At 69.1% G+C, this 15410-nt stretch carries 13 protein-coding genes; 2 read left to right on the forward strand and 11 right to left on the reverse strand.

Features of this window, described 5'->3' with window-relative positions; all coding sequences use genetic code 11:
• Nucleotides 1–2: 2 nt before the first annotated feature.
• From J0J10_RS18375 to J0J10_RS18400, 6 genes are all read right to left on the reverse strand, one after another.
• Entirely contained in the window at nucleotides 3–974 is a 972-nt protein-coding gene (locus J0J10_RS18375) for an ABC transporter permease (RefSeq protein WP_291648052.1), read from the reverse strand.
• A 3-nt stretch (nucleotides 975–977) separates the two neighbouring features.
• A complete protein-coding gene (locus J0J10_RS18380) occupies nucleotides 978–2078 on the reverse strand; it encodes an ABC transporter permease (protein WP_291648054.1) in 1101 nt (366 codons plus the stop codon).
• Nucleotides 2075–3610 carry an ABC transporter ATP-binding protein gene (locus J0J10_RS18385; protein ID WP_291648056.1) on the reverse strand — a complete coding sequence of 512 codons (1536 nt, stop codon included), beginning with the start codon at nucleotides 3608–3610 and terminating at the stop codon, nucleotides 2075–2077. The genes J0J10_RS18380 and J0J10_RS18385 overlap by 4 nt, the downstream gene beginning before the upstream one ends.
• Complete coding sequence (locus tag J0J10_RS18390) at nucleotides 3607–4344, reverse strand: MBL fold metallo-hydrolase (protein ID WP_291648058.1); 738 nt, start codon at nucleotides 4342–4344, stop codon at nucleotides 3607–3609. The genes J0J10_RS18385 and J0J10_RS18390 overlap by 4 nt, the downstream gene beginning before the upstream one ends.
• Before the next feature lie 25 nt (nucleotides 4345–4369).
• Nucleotides 4370–5371 (reverse strand): BMP family lipoprotein, encoded by a 1002-nt coding sequence (locus J0J10_RS18395; protein ID WP_291648060.1) that lies wholly within the window; start codon nucleotides 5369–5371, stop codon nucleotides 4370–4372.
• Between the two features lie 135 nt (nucleotides 5372–5506).
• Nucleotides 5507–6277, reverse strand: a complete 771-nt coding sequence (locus tag J0J10_RS18400) for an SDR family oxidoreductase (RefSeq protein WP_291648062.1) — start codon at nucleotides 6275–6277, stop codon at nucleotides 5507–5509.
• A gap of 159 nt (nucleotides 6278–6436) precedes the next feature.
• Between J0J10_RS18400 and J0J10_RS18405 the strand changes: the two genes are divergently transcribed.
• A complete protein-coding gene (locus J0J10_RS18405) occupies nucleotides 6437–7225 on the forward strand; it encodes a HesA/MoeB/ThiF family protein (protein ID WP_291648064.1) in 789 nt (262 codons plus the stop codon).
• Between the two features lie 10 nt (nucleotides 7226–7235).
• On the opposite strand, the gene gshB is transcribed toward J0J10_RS18405, so the two are convergent.
• The 3 genes from gshB to rsmI all read right to left on the reverse strand — a co-directional run bounded on the left by gshB (nucleotide 7236) and on the right by rsmI (nucleotide 9562).
• Nucleotides 7236–8183: a glutathione synthase gene (gene gshB, locus J0J10_RS18410; RefSeq protein WP_291648067.1), complete on the reverse strand. Its 948-nt coding sequence runs from the start codon at nucleotides 8181–8183 to the stop codon at nucleotides 7236–7238.
• A gap of 69 nt (nucleotides 8184–8252) precedes the next feature.
• Nucleotides 8253–8633 (reverse strand): YraN family protein, encoded by a 381-nt coding sequence (locus J0J10_RS18415; protein ID WP_291648069.1) that lies wholly within the window; start codon nucleotides 8631–8633, stop codon nucleotides 8253–8255.
• Entirely contained in the window at nucleotides 8630–9562 is a 933-nt protein-coding gene (rsmI, locus tag J0J10_RS18420; RefSeq protein WP_291648071.1) for a 16S rRNA (cytidine(1402)-2'-O)-methyltransferase, read from the reverse strand. Before rsmI ends, J0J10_RS18415 begins: the two co-directional genes overlap by 4 nt.
• A 174-nt stretch (nucleotides 9563–9736) precedes the next feature.
• On the opposite strand from rsmI, the gene J0J10_RS18425 reads away from it, so the two are divergent.
• On the forward strand, nucleotides 9737–10954 hold the full coding sequence (locus tag J0J10_RS18425) for a penicillin-binding protein activator (protein WP_291648073.1): 1218 nt from the start codon (nucleotides 9737–9739) through the stop codon (nucleotides 10952–10954).
• Between the two features lie 135 nt (nucleotides 10955–11089).
• Here the strand turns inward: J0J10_RS18425 and J0J10_RS18430 are convergent, their stop codons facing one another.
• Both J0J10_RS18430 and J0J10_RS18435 read right to left on the reverse strand, forming a co-directional pair.
• Nucleotides 11090–13375 carry an NADP-dependent malic enzyme gene (locus J0J10_RS18430; protein ID WP_291639388.1) on the reverse strand — a complete coding sequence of 762 codons (2286 nt, stop codon included), beginning with the start codon at nucleotides 13373–13375 and terminating at the stop codon, nucleotides 11090–11092.
• 156 nt (nucleotides 13376–13531) lie between these two features.
• A complete protein-coding gene (locus J0J10_RS18435; RefSeq protein ID WP_291648075.1) occupies nucleotides 13532–15361 on the reverse strand; it encodes a methyl-accepting chemotaxis protein in 1830 nt (609 codons plus the stop codon).
• Between the last annotated feature and the right edge of the window lie 49 nt (nucleotides 15362–15410).

Here is a 15410-nt window from a genome sequence, read left to right on the forward strand (position 1 = left end):
CTTCAACGTTCCTTGACATAGGGCAGGCCGGAGGCCTTGGGCGGCACCGCCTTGCCGATGAAGCCGGCGAGGAGCACCACCGTCATCACATAGGGCAAGGCCTGAATCGCCTGCACCGGTACCTGGCCGATGCCGGGCAATGCAACGCCCTGGAGGCGGATCGCGATCGCGTCGAGCAGGCCGAAGAGCAGACAGGCGAAGAGCGCCGGCCAGGGCCGCCAATTGGCGAAGATCACCGCGGCGAGCGCGATGAAGCCCTTGCCGGCGGTCATCTGCGGCAGGAAGCCGGCCGATTGCGAGACGGCGAGATAGGTTCCGCCAAGGCCGCAGAGCGCGCCGCAGATGATCACGGCGACATAGCGCAGCCCGGCGACCGAGACGCCGGCCGTGTCGACTGCCGCCGGGTTCTCGCCGACGGCGCGCAGGCGCAGGCCGAAGCGGGTGTGCTTCAGCACCAGCGCCGTCAGCACGACGCAGAGCAAGGCGAGATAGACCGGGGCGGCATGGCCGGAGACGGCGATGTCATAGAGCGGTCCGAGGATGGGGATCGATTTCAGCGTCTCGACCAGCGGCAATTCGATCTCGCCGAAGCGGGCGGCGCCTTCGAGCGGCGGCGTTCGTCCGCCCTGGCCGAACCAGGCATTGCCGAGGATCACGGTCAGTCCCGCTGCCAGCATGTTGATGGCGACGCCGGAGACGATCTGGTTGCCGCGCCAGGTGATCGCGGCGAAGCCGTGGACCAGCGAGAGCGCGACCGAGGCGGCGATGCCGGCGCAAAGCCCCGCCCAGGCCGAGCCGGTCTTGTAGGCGATCACCGCCGAGGCGAAGGCGGCGATCAGCATCTTGCCTTCGAGGCCGATATCGACGACGCCGGCCCGCTCCGACCAGAGCCCGGCCATGGCGGCGCAGAGCAGCGGCACCGAGAGCCTGATCGTCGAATCGAGGATGACGGCGAGGGTCTGGACGAGCTCCATCGCCTAGCCCCCACGCCCGAGCCGCAGCGTGCCCGCGACCAGTCGCCGGAACAGCCCCTCCAGCGCCCCCGCGAACAGGATCACCACGCCGCCGATCACCACCACCATGTCGCGGGTGATGGTCGGCTTGTCGAAGGAGAGTTCGGCGCCGCCCTGGTAGAGCGCCCCGAAGAGCAATGCCGCGAGCCCGACGCCGACCGGGTGGCCGCGCCCCATCAGCGCCACCGCGACGCCGACGAAGCCGTAGCCGGCGGTGAAATCGAGCACCAGCCGGTGCTGCACGCCCATCACCTCGTTGACCGCGAGCCCGCCGGCGAGCGCGCCCGAAAGCGCCATCGCCACCATGGTGATCCTGGCCGGCGAGATGCCGGCATAGGCGGCGGCGCGCGGATTGGCGCCGACGGTGCGGATCGCATAGCCGAGGCGGGAGCGGTAGATCAGCAGCCAGACCGCGACGAGGGCGGCGAGCGCCAGCAGGAAGGCGCTGTTCAGGGGCGTCTTCGGCAGTTTGAGGCCGAGCGGCGCCAGGAGCTGATGCATCGGCGTCAGCGTCGCATGCTTGGCGAAGTCGGCGGTCTCGGGCTGCATCGAGCCCGGCTTCCCGATCACCTCGACCAGCAGGTAGACGATCAGCGTCGCGGCGATGAAGTTGAACATGATCGTGGTGATCACGACATGGCTGCCGCGCACCGCCTGAAGATAGCCAGGGATGAAGGCCCAGGCCGCGCCGCCCACGGCTGCGGCGAGGATGGCGAGCGGCACCAGCAGGATGCCGGGCAAAGGCGCGAGCCAGAGGCAGGCCAGCGCCGCGAAGATGCCGGCGACCGTCGCCTGGCCCTCGCCGCCGATATTGAACAGCCCGGCATGGAAGGCGACGGCGACGGCAAGCCCGGTGAAGACGAAATTGGTGGCGTAATAGAGCGTGAAGCCCAGCCCTTCGAGGCTGCCGAGCGAGCCTTTCAGCAGGAGTGCGGTCGCCTCCAGCGGGCTTTCGCCGATGCCGAGCACGACGAGCCCGGCGACCAGCAGCGCGGCGACGACCGAGACCAGCGGCACCAGCGCGGTATCGGCCCAGCGCGGCAGCTCGATCGGTGTGGCGCTCATGCCGCGCGCTCGCTGACGCCGGCCATCAGCAGGCCGAGATCGCGCTCATCCGCCTCCTCGGCGGCGCGCTCGCCGGTGATCCTCCCGCCGCAGAGGGCGAGGATCCGATCGGACAGCGCCATCACCTCCTCGAGCTCGACCGAGACCAGCAGGATCGCGACTCCGGCATCGCGGAGCGCGATCAGCCGGCGGTGGATGAACTCGATCGCGCCGATATCGACGCCGCGCGTCGGCTGTCCAACCAGCAGCACCTTCGGCGCCCGTTCGATCTCGCGGGCGAGCACGAGCTTCTGCTGGTTGCCGCCGGAGAATTTCGCCGTCTTCAGGGTGGGGTCGGCGGGGCGGACGTCATAGGCCTGCATGCCGGCGAGCGCATGGCAGCGGATTGCCGAAGGTGCGAGCAGCGGGCCCGGGCCGAAGGCCGGATCGTCGTGATAGCCGAGGATCATGTTCTCGGCCGCGGCGAAGGCGGTGACGAGGCCGGTCTTCTGCCGATCCTCCGGGATATGCATCAGCCCGAGCCGGCGCAGATTGGCCGGGCTGCGGTCGGCGGTGGTGAGGATCCGGCCGTCGAGGCGGATCACCCCGCGCGTCGGCTGGACGAGCCCGGCGAGCACTTCGAGCAATTCGCTCTGGCCGTTGCCGGCGACGCCGGCGATGCCGACGATCTCGCCTTCGTACAGGGTGAGGCTGGCCTCGCGCAGCGTCTCATGCCCGCGCGCATCGACCACGCTGAGCCCGGCCGCCTCCAGCACCGGCGCACCGCGCTGGCGCGGCGCCTTCTCGACCCGCAGCAGCACGCGCCGGCCGACCATCGCCTCGGCGAGCGCGGCCGGCGAGGTGCTGATCGTCTCGACATGGGCGACCATCTCGCCGCGCCGCATCACCGAGACCCGGTCGGTCACCGCCATGATCTCGCGCAGCTTGTGGGTGATCAGGATCACCGTCTTGCCCTGCGCCTTGAGCGCCCTCAGCAGTTCGAAGAGCTGGTCGGCCTCGGCCGGGGTCAGCACCGCGGTCGGCTCGTCGAGGATCAGCACTTCGGCGCCGCGATAGAGCGCCTTCAGGATCTCGACGCGCTGCTGCAGCCCGACCGAGAGCGAGGCGACCGTCGCGTCGGGGTCGATGGCGAGACCGTATTGCGCCGAAAGCCTGGCCAGCTCGGCCCGCGCTTTGGCGATGCCGCGCTTCAGCCAGGTCCCGCCCTCGGCGCCGAGCACCACGTTCTCGACCACCGAAAGCGGCTCGACCAGCATGAAATGCTGGTGGACCATGCCGATGCCGGTGGCGATCGCCTCGGCCGGGGAGCTGATCGTGCGCTTCTCGCCGCCCACCCGGATCTCGCCGGAATCCGCCTCGTAGAAGCCGTAGAGGATCGACATCAGCGTGGATTTTCCGGCGCCGTTCTCGCCGACGATGCCGTGGATCGAGCCGGCGGCGACCGTGAGCGAGACGTTCCGGTTGGCGGCGACCGGGCCGAAGGATTTCGAGATGCTGTACAGTTCGATCGCGGCAGGCGCGGTGCCGGTCATAGGCAGAGCACCATGCCGTCATGCGCGCGCGTTTCGGGCAGGGCCTCGCCATGGGCCAGCATGTCCGGCCCCATATGGGTCAGGATGATGCGCGGCGTGTCGAGATCGTCCCGGTGTGCCGCGAGCGACCGGTAGTCGAGATGGTTGGCCAGAACCCGGTCGTAGGTGTAGCACTCGACCAGAAGCGCGTCGGCGCCGGCGGCGAGTGGGATCAGCGCCTCTGTCCAGGCGGTGTCGCCGGAATAGGCGAAGCTCTTGCCGCCTTGCGTCAGCCGGTAGCCCTGGCAGGGGCCGGCGCGCTCGTCATGCACCATCGGGAAGGCCTCGATCGCGATGCCGGCAAGCTCCGCCGGCGCCTCCGGGGTGATTTCGACGAAGCTGATCGGAAAACGCCAGCGATTGCTCGAGGCGCCGGGAAAATCGGCTTCGAGCGCATGCCGGGTACGGTGTTCGATGCCGATCGGGCCGGCGATGGTCAGGGGTTCGCGGCGGCGCGAGACGAACTGCGCATCGAGCAGGAAGGCGGGCAGGCCGCCGAAATGGTCGCCGTGGAAATGCGTGAACAGCAGGGTCGAGAGGCCGCTGCGCGCGACCCTGGCCTTGTTGAGTGCGACCATGCTGGACGAGCCGCAATCGAGCAGCAGCTTCTCGTCGCCGGCCTCGATCTGGAGGCAGGTGTTGAAGCGGCCGCCGGAGCCGAACGCGTCGCCCGAGCCGTGGATGGTGATCTTCATCGCGCCGCTGCGGCGGTGTGAGCGGTCACATCGTGCACTTGGAGTCGGACATGTAGTCGTGGACCTTGACCGCGCCGGCGATGATGTCGGCCCTCGCCTTGTCGGCGGCAGCCTTCATCTCCGGGGTGATCAGCGCCTTGTTGTTGTCGTCGAGCGCCCAGCCCACACCGTCCTCCTTCAGCCCGAGCACCGAGACGCCCGGCTTCCAGCTGCCCTCGCGCGCCGCCTTGAAGGAGTTGTAGGCGGCGACGTCGACGCGCTTCAGCATCGAGGTCAGCACCTTGCCGGGATGCAGCATGTTCTGGTTCGAATCGACGCCGATGCCGAGCTTGCCGGCGTCCGCCGCGGCGCGCAGCACGCCGATGCCGGTGCCGCCGGCGGCGTGGTAGACCACGTCGGCGCCGCGGTCGATCTGCGATTTGGCGAGTTCGCCGCCCTTGACCGGGTCGTTCCAGGCGGCCGGGGTCGAGCCGGTCATGTTCTGGAAGATCTCAGCCTCCTTCTTCGCCGCCTTGACGCCCTGGACATAGCCGCAGGCGAATTTGCGGATCAGCGGGATGTCCATGCCGCCGACGAAGCCGACCTTTCCGGTCTTCGAGGCGAGGCCGGCGAGCAGGCCGACGAGATAGGAGCCCTCATGCTCCTTGAACACGACCGACTGCACGTTCGGCAATTCGACCACCATGTCGATGATGGTGAACTTCAGGTCCGGGAACTCGGACGCGACCTTCTGCAGCGCGGTCGCCTGCGAGAAACCGACCGCGATGATCGGCGAATGGCCGTCGCGCGCGAAGCGGCGCAGCGCCTGCTCGATCTGGGCATCGTTGGTCGGCTCGAAATCGCGGAACTCGACGCCGGTGTCGGTCTTGAACTTCTCGGCGCCGATGAAGACGCCCTCATTGAAGGATTTGTCGAATTTCCCGCCCTTGTCATAGACGATGGCCGGTTTGATCGCGGTCTGGGCGCTGGCGGCGAGCGCCGAAAGGGCGGCGCCGACCAGCGCCAAAGCGAGGGATGTCAGGCGCATGCAACCGTTCCCCTGTCACGCATGGAGCAGTTCCGCTGCCCCTCTATGCGTCACGATGGCACGGCTTCTTAAAAGGGCCAAGCGGCTGCGCGAGAGGTAAGCCGCCCGGCGTTTCGCAGGCGCGTCCGGGCTCCGTCAGCCGCGCTGGATCGAGACCCCGCCATCGGCGAGGAAGGCCGTGCCGGTGACGAAACTCGATGCGTCCGAGGCCAGGAAAAGCGCGGCCCTCGCGATCTCCTCCGGCCGCGCCATGCGCTTCAGGGCGTGCAGCTCCTCGACGAAGGCCAGCACCTGCGGCCCGGCATCGGGCGCGTTGGTGAAGCTCGCCGGCGTGTCGGTGCCGCCCGGCAGTAGCGCGTTGACCCTGATGCGCTGGCTCCCGAGTTCGGCGGCGAGCGCCTTGACCAGCCCGATCTGTCCGGCCTTGCTCGCGGCATAGGCGGATGCGCCGGAGAGCCCGGCCGTGTAGCCGACGAAGCTCGAGGTGAAGATCAGCGAGCCGCCGCCGCGCGCCTGCAGCGCCGGCACCTGGTATTTCGCGCCGAGGAAGGCGCTGGTCAGGTTGGTCTCGATCAGCTCGCGCCAGGCCGCGGACGAGATCTCCGCCACCGGCGCCAGCTCGCCGACCACCCCGGCATTGTTGAAGGCGATGTCGAGCCCGCCGAAGCGCTCGGTCGCCGCCTCGACCAGGCGCTGCGCCAGCGCTTCGTCGCGGATGTCGCCTGCAATGGCGAGCGCCTCGCCGCCTGACGCGGCGATCTCGGCCGTGAGCGTGTCGAGCTCGTCCTGGCGCCGTGCCGTCGCCACCACCCTTGCGCCCTCGCTGGCGAACAGGCGGGCGGCGGCGCGCCCGATCCCGGAGCTCGCCCCGGTGACGAGCGCGACCTTGTTGCTGAGAACCGTCATGTCATTGCCTTTCGTGCCGCAGGAAACTGCGGCGCGGTGATCGCAGGCGGCGGGCCGGCGCAGACACCCGCTTCCTGTCACGGCATGGCACCCGATTCCCGGCTCCGCCGTCCAGGCACCCGATTGCTGCGCGGGCGCGATCGGCCTAATCCTGAGGGCATGATGCTGAGCGACGTCGAGATCGAGCGCTATGCCCGCCATCTGGTGCTGCCGGAGATCGGCGGCCCCGGTCAGGCCCGGCTGAAGCGGGCGCGGGTGCTGGTGATCGGCGCCGGCGGGCTTGGTGCGCCGCTGCTCGCCTATCTCGCCGCGGCCGGCGTCGGAACCATCGGCATCGTCGACGACGACCATGTCTCGCTGTCGAACCTGCAGCGACAGATCATCTTCGGGACCGAGGATATCGGCGCCCGCAAGGCGGTGGCGGCGGCCGGCTTCGTCAAGCGGCTGAACCCGCATGTCCAGATCGAGGAATATGTCACGCGGATCGATCCGCACAATGCCCGCGCGCTCGTCGCCTTCTATGATGTCGTTGCCGAAGGCTCGGATAATTTCGCCACGCGCTATGCGGTCTCCGATGCCTGCTTCCACGAGGGCAAGCCGCTGGTCATGGCGGCGCTCGGGCGCTTCGACGGCTCGCTGACCACGATCCGGGCGCATGAGAAGGCGCCGGACGGCACGCCCAACCCGACCTATCGCTGCCTCTTCCCGCAGGAGCCGCCGTCAGGCACCGTCGCGCCTTGCGCCGAGGCCGGCATTCTCGGTGCGCTGCCCGGCGTCATGGGTTCGCTGATGGCGCTCGAGGTGCTCCGGGCGGTCGCCGGCTTCGGCGAGCCGCTGGTCGGCAAGCTGCTGCTCGTCGATGCGATGGCGATGCGCTTCGAGACGATGCGCTATCGCTGGGATCCGGAGAACCCGCTGAGCGGGACGGCTGTCGCCGCCACGGGATGAGCCGGGGCGCTCAGAGCGCCGCCCGCTTGGCCTCGATCACGTCGAAGAGCTGCGCCGCCAGATCCGGCCCGCCGAGCTTCTTGATGGCGCGCACACCGGTCGGAGCGGTGACGTTGATCTCCGTCAGCTTGCCGCCGATCACGTCGATGCCGACCAGCAGCAGGCCGCGTTCCCTGAGCGCCGGGCCGATGCGTTCGCAGATCTCGAGCTCGCGCTTGGACAGGTCGGTCGGCCGGGCGGCGCCGCCACGTACCATATTGGCGCGCAGATCGCCCTCGGCCGGCACGCGGTTGACCGCGCCGGCGGCCTTGCCGTCGATCAGGATGATGCGCTTGTCGCCCGCGGTGACCTCCTTCAGGAAGGCCTGGACCACCCAGGGCTCGCGGAAGAGATTGGCGAAGAGGTCGCAGAGCGAGCCGAAATTCGGGTCGCCCTTGCCGGTCTTGAACACGGTCGCGCCGCCATGGCCGTAGAGCGGCTTCATCACGATCTCGCCGAACTCCTCGCGGAAGGCCTCGATCTCGGCCTTGTCGCGGGTGATCAGGGTCGGCGGCATCAGCTCCGGGAAATGCGTGACGAACAGTTTTTCGGGCGCGTTGCGGACCTCGGCGGGATCGTTGACCACCAGCGTCTTCGGATGGATGCGCTCGAGCATATGCGTCGAGGAGACATAGGCCATGTCGAAGGGCGGGTCCTGGCGCAGCAGCACCACGTCGAGCGTCGAGAGGTCGGTGCGCTCGGGCTCGCCCAGCGTGTAGTGGTCGCCCTCGACATCGCGGACCTCGACCGGGTTGATCACGGCCGTGACCTTGCCGTCGCGCAGGGTGAGTTTGTCCGGGGTGTAGGTGAAGAGCTTGTGGCCGCGCGCCTGCGCCTCCAGCATCAGCGAGAAGCCGGTGTCGCCGGCGATGCGGACCTTTTCGATCGGGTCCATCTGGATGGCGACATTCAACGGCATGGCGGCGCTCCGGTTGGGGAGCGCTTTATCGGTCCTGCCGGCGCGGCTGCGCAAGAGGGGAGCCCTGCGTCAGAGCGTGAGCTCGAAGACGGCGGGGACATGGCGCGGCAGGCGCCAGGGCGCCAGGAAGACCGCATCGGCCCGCAAATGGCGCTGCATCGCCCAGGGATTGCGGGCCAGCCATTGCCGGATGCGCGCCTCGATCAGGCGCCTTTTGTCGGCGGTGATCGTGCCCGCGGCTTCGTCGAGCGTCGCGCGGCGCTTGACCTCGACGAAGGCGATGCTCCTGCCGCGCGCCATGATCAGGTCGATCTCGCCGCCCTTGCCGCCGAAGCGCCGTTCCAGCAGGCGATAGCCCTTGGCGCCGAGATAGAGCACGGCGAGCCATTCGCCGCGGCGCCCGGAAAGACCGGAGCGGCGGGCACGACGGCTGCGGGCCGCCTCGCTCACGGCGTCCGCGTCAGCTCGAGGGCACGGGCATAGACCAGGCGCCGCGGCTGGCCGCTGGCGGCGGTGACCTGCGCCACGGCTTCCTTCAGCGAGAGCGTTTCGAGCGCCGCCCGCAGCGCCTCGTCGAGCGTGGCGCCGCTCGGGGCGAGCGCCGCGGCGTCCGGCGGGCCGATGATCACCACGATCTCGCCGCGTGCCTCCTCGGACTCGCCATAATGGGCGGCGAGCTCGGACAGCGCGCCGCGGCGGACATTCTCGTAATATTTGGTCAGCTCGCGCGCGACCGCGCCCGGCCTTTCGCCGAGCACCATCGCCGCGTCGCCCAGCATCTCGGCGAGCCGGCGCGGCGATTCGAAGAAGACCAGCGTGCCGGGAATGGTGGAAAGCTCGGTCAGCCGGGCTTTGCGTGCCGCGCTCTTCGGCGGCAGGAAGCCCTCGAAGAAGAAGCGGTCGGTCGGCAGGCCGGCGAGCACCAGCGCCGCCAATACGGCGGAGGGGCCGGGGATGCCGGTGACCGGCAGGCCCTCCGCCACCAGCTCGGCGACGAGCTTGTAGCCGGGGTCGGAGACCAAGGGCGTGCCGGCATCCGAGATCAGCGCGAGCCTGCCGCCCTGGCGCAGCTTCTCGAGGATTTTCGGGCGCATCTGCGCGGCATTGTGCTCATGATAGGGCAGGAGCGGCGTCGCGATGCCGTAATGCGCCAGCAGCGTCTTCGAGGTGCGTGTGTCCTCGGCCAGCACCGCATCGGCGGCGGCGAGCGTGGCCAGCGCGCGAAAGGAGATGTCCTTGAGGTTGCCGATCGGTGTCGCGACGATGTGCAGGCCGGGCGCCAGCGGCTCGGCCTCGGCCCGCAGTCCGAAGGCGGTGAAGCTCGGCGAGGCATCTTTGGCGCGGCCCGGGAGCGGCGCGGCGGGAGAAGGTGCTGACATGGCGGCGAAACTGCCACAGGCGCCGCCGGGATACCATCGCGCTGGCGGCAACTCATAGTTAACAGCTTGAAAATACCATCCCTGGCTGGCAGGTATTCTCCCATTATCCGGGGGGATACGCACCGCCGGGCGCCGTCGTGACGATGCGCCCGCCCAGCAGTGGAGACGAAACCCGTGTCGCGCCCAGTTGGAACTCCAGATCAGGCGCCCCTCGTCGGCGTCTCGCGGCGGCTGATTCTGGCCAGCGGCGCCACGCTCCTGCTCACCGCCTGCAGCGGCGGCACCTCCGGTTTGCCCGGCTTCGACGGTGCAGCCGGCGGGGCTCCCGCGGCTCCCACCGGCCCGACACTCGGGACCGGCTCGGTCAAGGTCGGGCTGATCCTGCCGCTGACCGCGGAAGGCGCAGGCGCGACCGTCGGTAACTCCTTGAAGAACGCCGCCGAGATGGCGCTGGCCGAATTCCCCGGCGCCGACCTGACCTTGCTGATCAAGGATGATCGCGGCACGCCCGACGGAGCCCAGGCCGCCGCCCAAGCGGCGCTGCGCGAAGGCGCCGAACTGATCATCGGCCCGCTCTTCGCCCCCTCGGTCCAGGCCGTGGCGCAGGTCGCCCGCGGCGCCGGCAAGCCGGTGATCGCCTTCTCCAGCGACAGCAATGTCGCCACGCGCGGCGTCTATCTGCTGTCCTTCCCGCCCGAGAACGACGTCAACCGGGTGATCGCCTATGCGGCCTCGCAGGGCCGCAAATCCTTCGCCGCGATGGTGCCGGACACCGCCTATGGCAAGGTCGTCGAGGCCGCCTTCCAGCAGGCGGTGGCCGATCGCGGCGCGCGCGCCGTCGTGATCGAGCGCTTCGGCGCCGACGCCAACAGCATGCGGGCCTCCGCCGGCCGGCTGGCGCCGGCCCTGCAGCAGGCCGATGCGCTGTTCGTGCCGGGCGATGCCAACGCCATGCCCCAGCTCGGCCTGATCCTGCAGCAGGCCGGCTACGATCCGGCCAAGATCAAGCCGCTCGGCACCGGCGTCTGGAACGATGCCGCCGTCGCCCGCATCCCCGCCATTCAGGGTGGCTGGTTCGCCTCGCCCGATATGGCTGGCTTCAACGCCTTCGCCGGCCGCTACCAGAAGCGCTTCAACAGCTCGCCGACCCGCACCGCGACGCTCGCCTATGATGCGGTCTCGCTCGCGGCGGCGCTCGCCCGCACGCAAGGAAGCCAGCGCTTTTCCGAATCCGTGCTGACCAATCCGTCCGGCTTCGCCGGTGCCGACGGCGTCTTCCGCTTCCGGGCCGATGGCCAGAACGAGCGCGGTCTCGCCGTGCTCGAGCTGCGCAACGGCCAGATCGTCACGGTCAACGCCGCCCCGCGCGATCTCGGCCCCAGGACGAACTGACGCACCGAAGGCGCGTTAGTCTCGGGCGAAGCGCAGCGCAGACCCGAGAATCTCTGGCAGGATAAGGCGCCCTTGTGGGCGCCTTTTTCGTCACTAGATGCCCGGGTCGAGCCCGGGCATGACGCGCGCGGTTCGTCACCCGCCGATGTTGAACGCCGCCAATGCCGCCATGTTGACGATGTCGGAATCCTTGGCGCCGAGCGGCACGATCTGCACCGGCTTGTCGAGGCCGACGATCAGCGGGCCGATCACGGTCGAGCCGCCGAGTTCCTGCAGCATCTTGGTCGAGATCGAGGCCGAGTGGAATGCCGGCATGACCAGGACGTTGGCCGGGCCGGTCAGGCGGCAGAACGGATACTGCGCCATCAGATCGCGGTTCAGCGCGACATCGGCGGCCATCTCGCCGTCATACTCGAAATCGACGCGCTGGTTATCGAGGATCGCGACCGCCTCGCGTACCTTCGCCGAGCGCTCGCCCGGCGGGTGGCCGAAGGAGGAGAAGGCGAGCATCGCGACCTTCGGCTCGTAGCCGAGGCGCCGCGCCACGCCGGCCGCCTCGATGGCGATCTCGGAGAGCTCGCGCGCCGTCGGCATCTCGTGGATCGCCGTATCGGCGACGAGCACGGTGCGCCCGCGCGCGACCACCACGGAGACGCCGATGACGCGATGGCCCGGCTTCTCGTCGATGACGCGGCGAACCTCCTCGAGCGCGATCGAATAATTGCGGGTGACGCCGGTCACCATCGCATCGGCATCGCCCAGCGCCACCATGGCGGCCGCGAAATGATTGCGGTCCTGGTTGATCAGGCGCTGGCAGTCGCGGAACAGATAGCCCTGCCGTTGCAGGCGCTCATAGAGATATTGCGCATAGGCGCTGTTGCGATGCGAAAGCCGGGCGTTCTGGACCTCGATGCCCTTGGCGGCGAGGTCGACGCCGAGGAAGGTCGCGGTCGCGGTGATCCGATCCTCGCGGCCGATCAGGATGGCGTGGCCGAGACCCTGGTTGACGAAGGAGGCGGCGGCGCGGATCACCTGCTCCTCCTCGCCTTCGGCGAAGACGACCCGCTTCGGATAGCGGCGGACGCGCTCGGTGATGCGGTTGAGCGTGCCGGCGACCGGGTCGCGCCTCGCTGAGAGCTGCGCCTTGTAGTCGGCGGTGTCGATGATCGGCTTGCCGGCGACGCCGGATTCCATCGCCGCCTTGGCGACGGCCATCGGCACGACATGGATCAGGCGCGGGTCGAACGGGACCGGGATGATGTATTCCTTGCCATAGCGCGGGCGGGCGCCCTGATAGGCGGCGGCGACCTCGTCGGGCACGTCCTCGCGGGCCAGCATCGCCAGCGCCTCGGCGGCGGCGATCTTCATCTCCATGTTGATCGTCGTGGCGCGCACATCGAGCGCGCCGCGGAAGATGAAGGGGAAGCCCAGCACATTATTGACCTGGTTCGGATAATCCGAGCGGCCGGTCGCCATGATCGCGTCGTCGCGCACCGCCGCGACCTCCTCCGGCGTGATCTCGGGATCCGGGTTGGCCATGGCGAAGATGATCGGGTTGTCCGCCATCGATGCGACCATCTCGGGCGTCACCGAACCCTTCTGCGACAGGCCGAAGAAGGCGTCCGCACCCTTCATCGCTTCCGTGAGGGTGCGCCGGTCGGTGACGGCGGCATGAGCCGATTTCCACTGGTTCATGCCCTCGGTGCGACCCTGATAGATCACGCCCTTGGTATCGCAGAGGATGACGTTCTCGGGCTTGAAGCCCATCGCCTTGAGCAGTTCGATGCAGGCGATGGCGGCGGCGCCGGCGCCGTTGATGACGAGCCTGGTCGTCTGGATGTCGCGCCCGGTCAGGTCGAGCGCATTGATCAGGCCGGCGGCGGCGATGATCGCGGTGCCGTGCTGGTCGTCATGGAAGACCGGAATGTCCATCAGCTCGCGCAGGCGCTGCTCGATGATGAAGCATTCCGGCGCCTTGATGTCCTCGAGATTGATGCCGCCGAAGGAGGGGCCGAGATAGCGCACCGCGTCGATGAACTTGTCGGCGTCCTCGGTATCGACCTCGAGATCGATCGAATCGACGTCGGCGAAGCGCTTGAACAGGACCGATTTGCCCTCCATCACCGGCTTGGAGGCGAGGGCGCCGAGATTGCCGAGGCCGAGGATCGCGGTGCCGTTGGTGATCACCGCCACCAGGTTGGAGCGTGTCGTGTAGTCATAGGCCCTGGACGGATCTTCCGCGATCGCCAGTACCGGCACGGCGACGCCCGGCGAATAGGCCAGCGACAGGTCGCGCTGGGTCGCCATCGGCTTGGTCGGAACGATTTCGAGCTTGCCCGGCCTGCCTTGCGAGTGGAACAGCAATGCTTCTTGGTCGGTGAAGGTCGGGCGGGTGCGTTTGATTGGCGGGCGATCGTTCATGCCGTCGTTCTTTATGAGCGTTTCCTCGGGGGGAAACGACCATAGGGCAGTGCGCCTGCGCTCCACAAGGCGCGATTGCGGCGCGTTACTCTTGCCGGCGTGGAGAAGATCGCACTGCGGCACGCGCTTCGCAGGTGCGATGTCGGCGCGTCGCCTTCAGAGCCGGCCGCGGACGCGCGCGACGAAGTCGACGACATAGCGGTCGAGCTCGACCGCCTGTTCGCTGACGCGCCCGGCCGCCTCGACCACCCGCGAGGCGGTTTCGCCAGTCGAGCGCGCCTCGTCGCCGAGCGCCGCGACGTTGCCGGTCACCGTCGTCGTCGAGCCGGCGACGGCCAGAGCGTCGGCGGCGATGCCGGAGGCGATCGTCCCTTGCATGTTGACGACGCGGGCGATCGCGCCCGAGGTCGTCTCGATCGTGCCCATCGTCTCCTCGATCTGCCCGACCGCCTCGGCCGCGGTCGCGGCGGCGGCGCGGATCTCCTCCAGCGTCGCCGCGATGTCGCGGGTCGCCTTCTGGGTCTGCTCGGCGAGGTTCTTGACCTCGCCGGCAACCACCGCGAAGCCGCGCCCGGCGGCGCCGGCCCGCGCCGCCTCGATGGTCGCGTTCAGTGCCAGGAGATTGGTGCGCGCCGCGATGTCCTCGATGAAGGCGAGCACCGCGCCGACCTGATCGGTGGCCAAGGCGAGGCCGTTGACGTCCCGCCGGGTCGAGCGGACATGGCTCGCCGCCAACTGCGCCTTTTCCGCCGCCAGCCCGGTCTGCCGGGTCAGCTCGCGGATCGAGGCGTCGATCTCCTCGGCCGCCAGCGCCACGCTGCCGACGCGGTGGGAGGCGAGCTGCGCCTGCTGGGTGACGTCGACCGCCCGCTGGGTCGTGTGGTCGGCATTCGCCGCCATCTGCTGTGCCGCCTCGTGCATGTCGCGGGCCGATTCACCGACCTGACGCAAGGCCTTGCCGACCGTGACCTCGAGATTGCCCGCGAGCTCCTCGAGCGCCGAGCGGCGCAAGGTCTCGATCTCGTCGCGCCGAGTCTCGAGCGTCTTCTCGGGCGTGATGTCGAGCAGGATGCCGTCCCAGATCACCGTGCCGTCGGCGAGACGGCGGCATGTCGCTTCGCTGCGCAGCCAGACGACGCCGTCGACGCCGGCATAGCGCGCTTCGAAGCGCCAGAAATCACCGTAGCTTTGGGGGGCCGCGCGCGCCGCCTCGAAGCGCGCCCGGTCCTCGGGCAACATCTTGCCGAGCCAGATTTCCGGATCGCGCTCGACCTCCTCCTTGGTGATCCCCAGCAGCCGGTCGATCGCGAAGGAGGCGAAATGATAGCTCAGCGAGCCGTCGGGATGGGCGATGCGCTGGTAGAGCGTGCCCGGCGCCCGCTGCATCAGCGAGCGCAGCCGATAGGCGGTATCGCGACGTTCGCGGTCGTTGTGGACGACGAGCCCGACCAGCACCGTGCCGACCGCGTTGACCAGGATGATCGTCGGCACCGCATCGCGCAGGAAGCGTTCGGCCACAGTCCAGCTCGGCATGAACAGCACGGAGAGCAAGAGGCAGACCGCGCCGATCAGGCTGAGCACGACGAAGTCGCCCAGTCGGAAGGGGCGGCGCTGGCGCGCCAGCCAGGCGGCATAGGCGACGCCCGCCAGGGCATTGAGGACGATGCCGGCCAGGCCTGTCGCCATGCCGACCCCGCCCTGGCTGTAGCGCAGCGCGGCGAGCGGCAGCGCCGTCAGCACGGCCGCTATCGGCCCGCCGATCGGTCCGGCGAGGATGGCGAGCGTGTTGCGGGAGTCGACGACCAGGCCGGCTTCCATGACGAAGGGAAAGGTCATGCTGCACAGCGCGGCCGCTGCGAGCAGGACGCCGATGGCGACCTGGCGCAGGATCGGCCGCTGGTCGAGCCATGGCGCGACGACGGTCACCACCAGCGCGGCGAGCAGCAGGAAGGAAAGGCTCTCGACGAGGTTGATCAGCAGCGACATGGGGGCCTTCGGCCGGAAAATGGCGTGGTCAGCCTGCTTTCAATTGTTG

The sequence above is a fragment of the Allobosea sp. genome, assembly GCF_017308075.1.
Classification (GTDB): Bacteria; Pseudomonadota; Alphaproteobacteria; order Rhizobiales; family Beijerinckiaceae; genus Allobosea.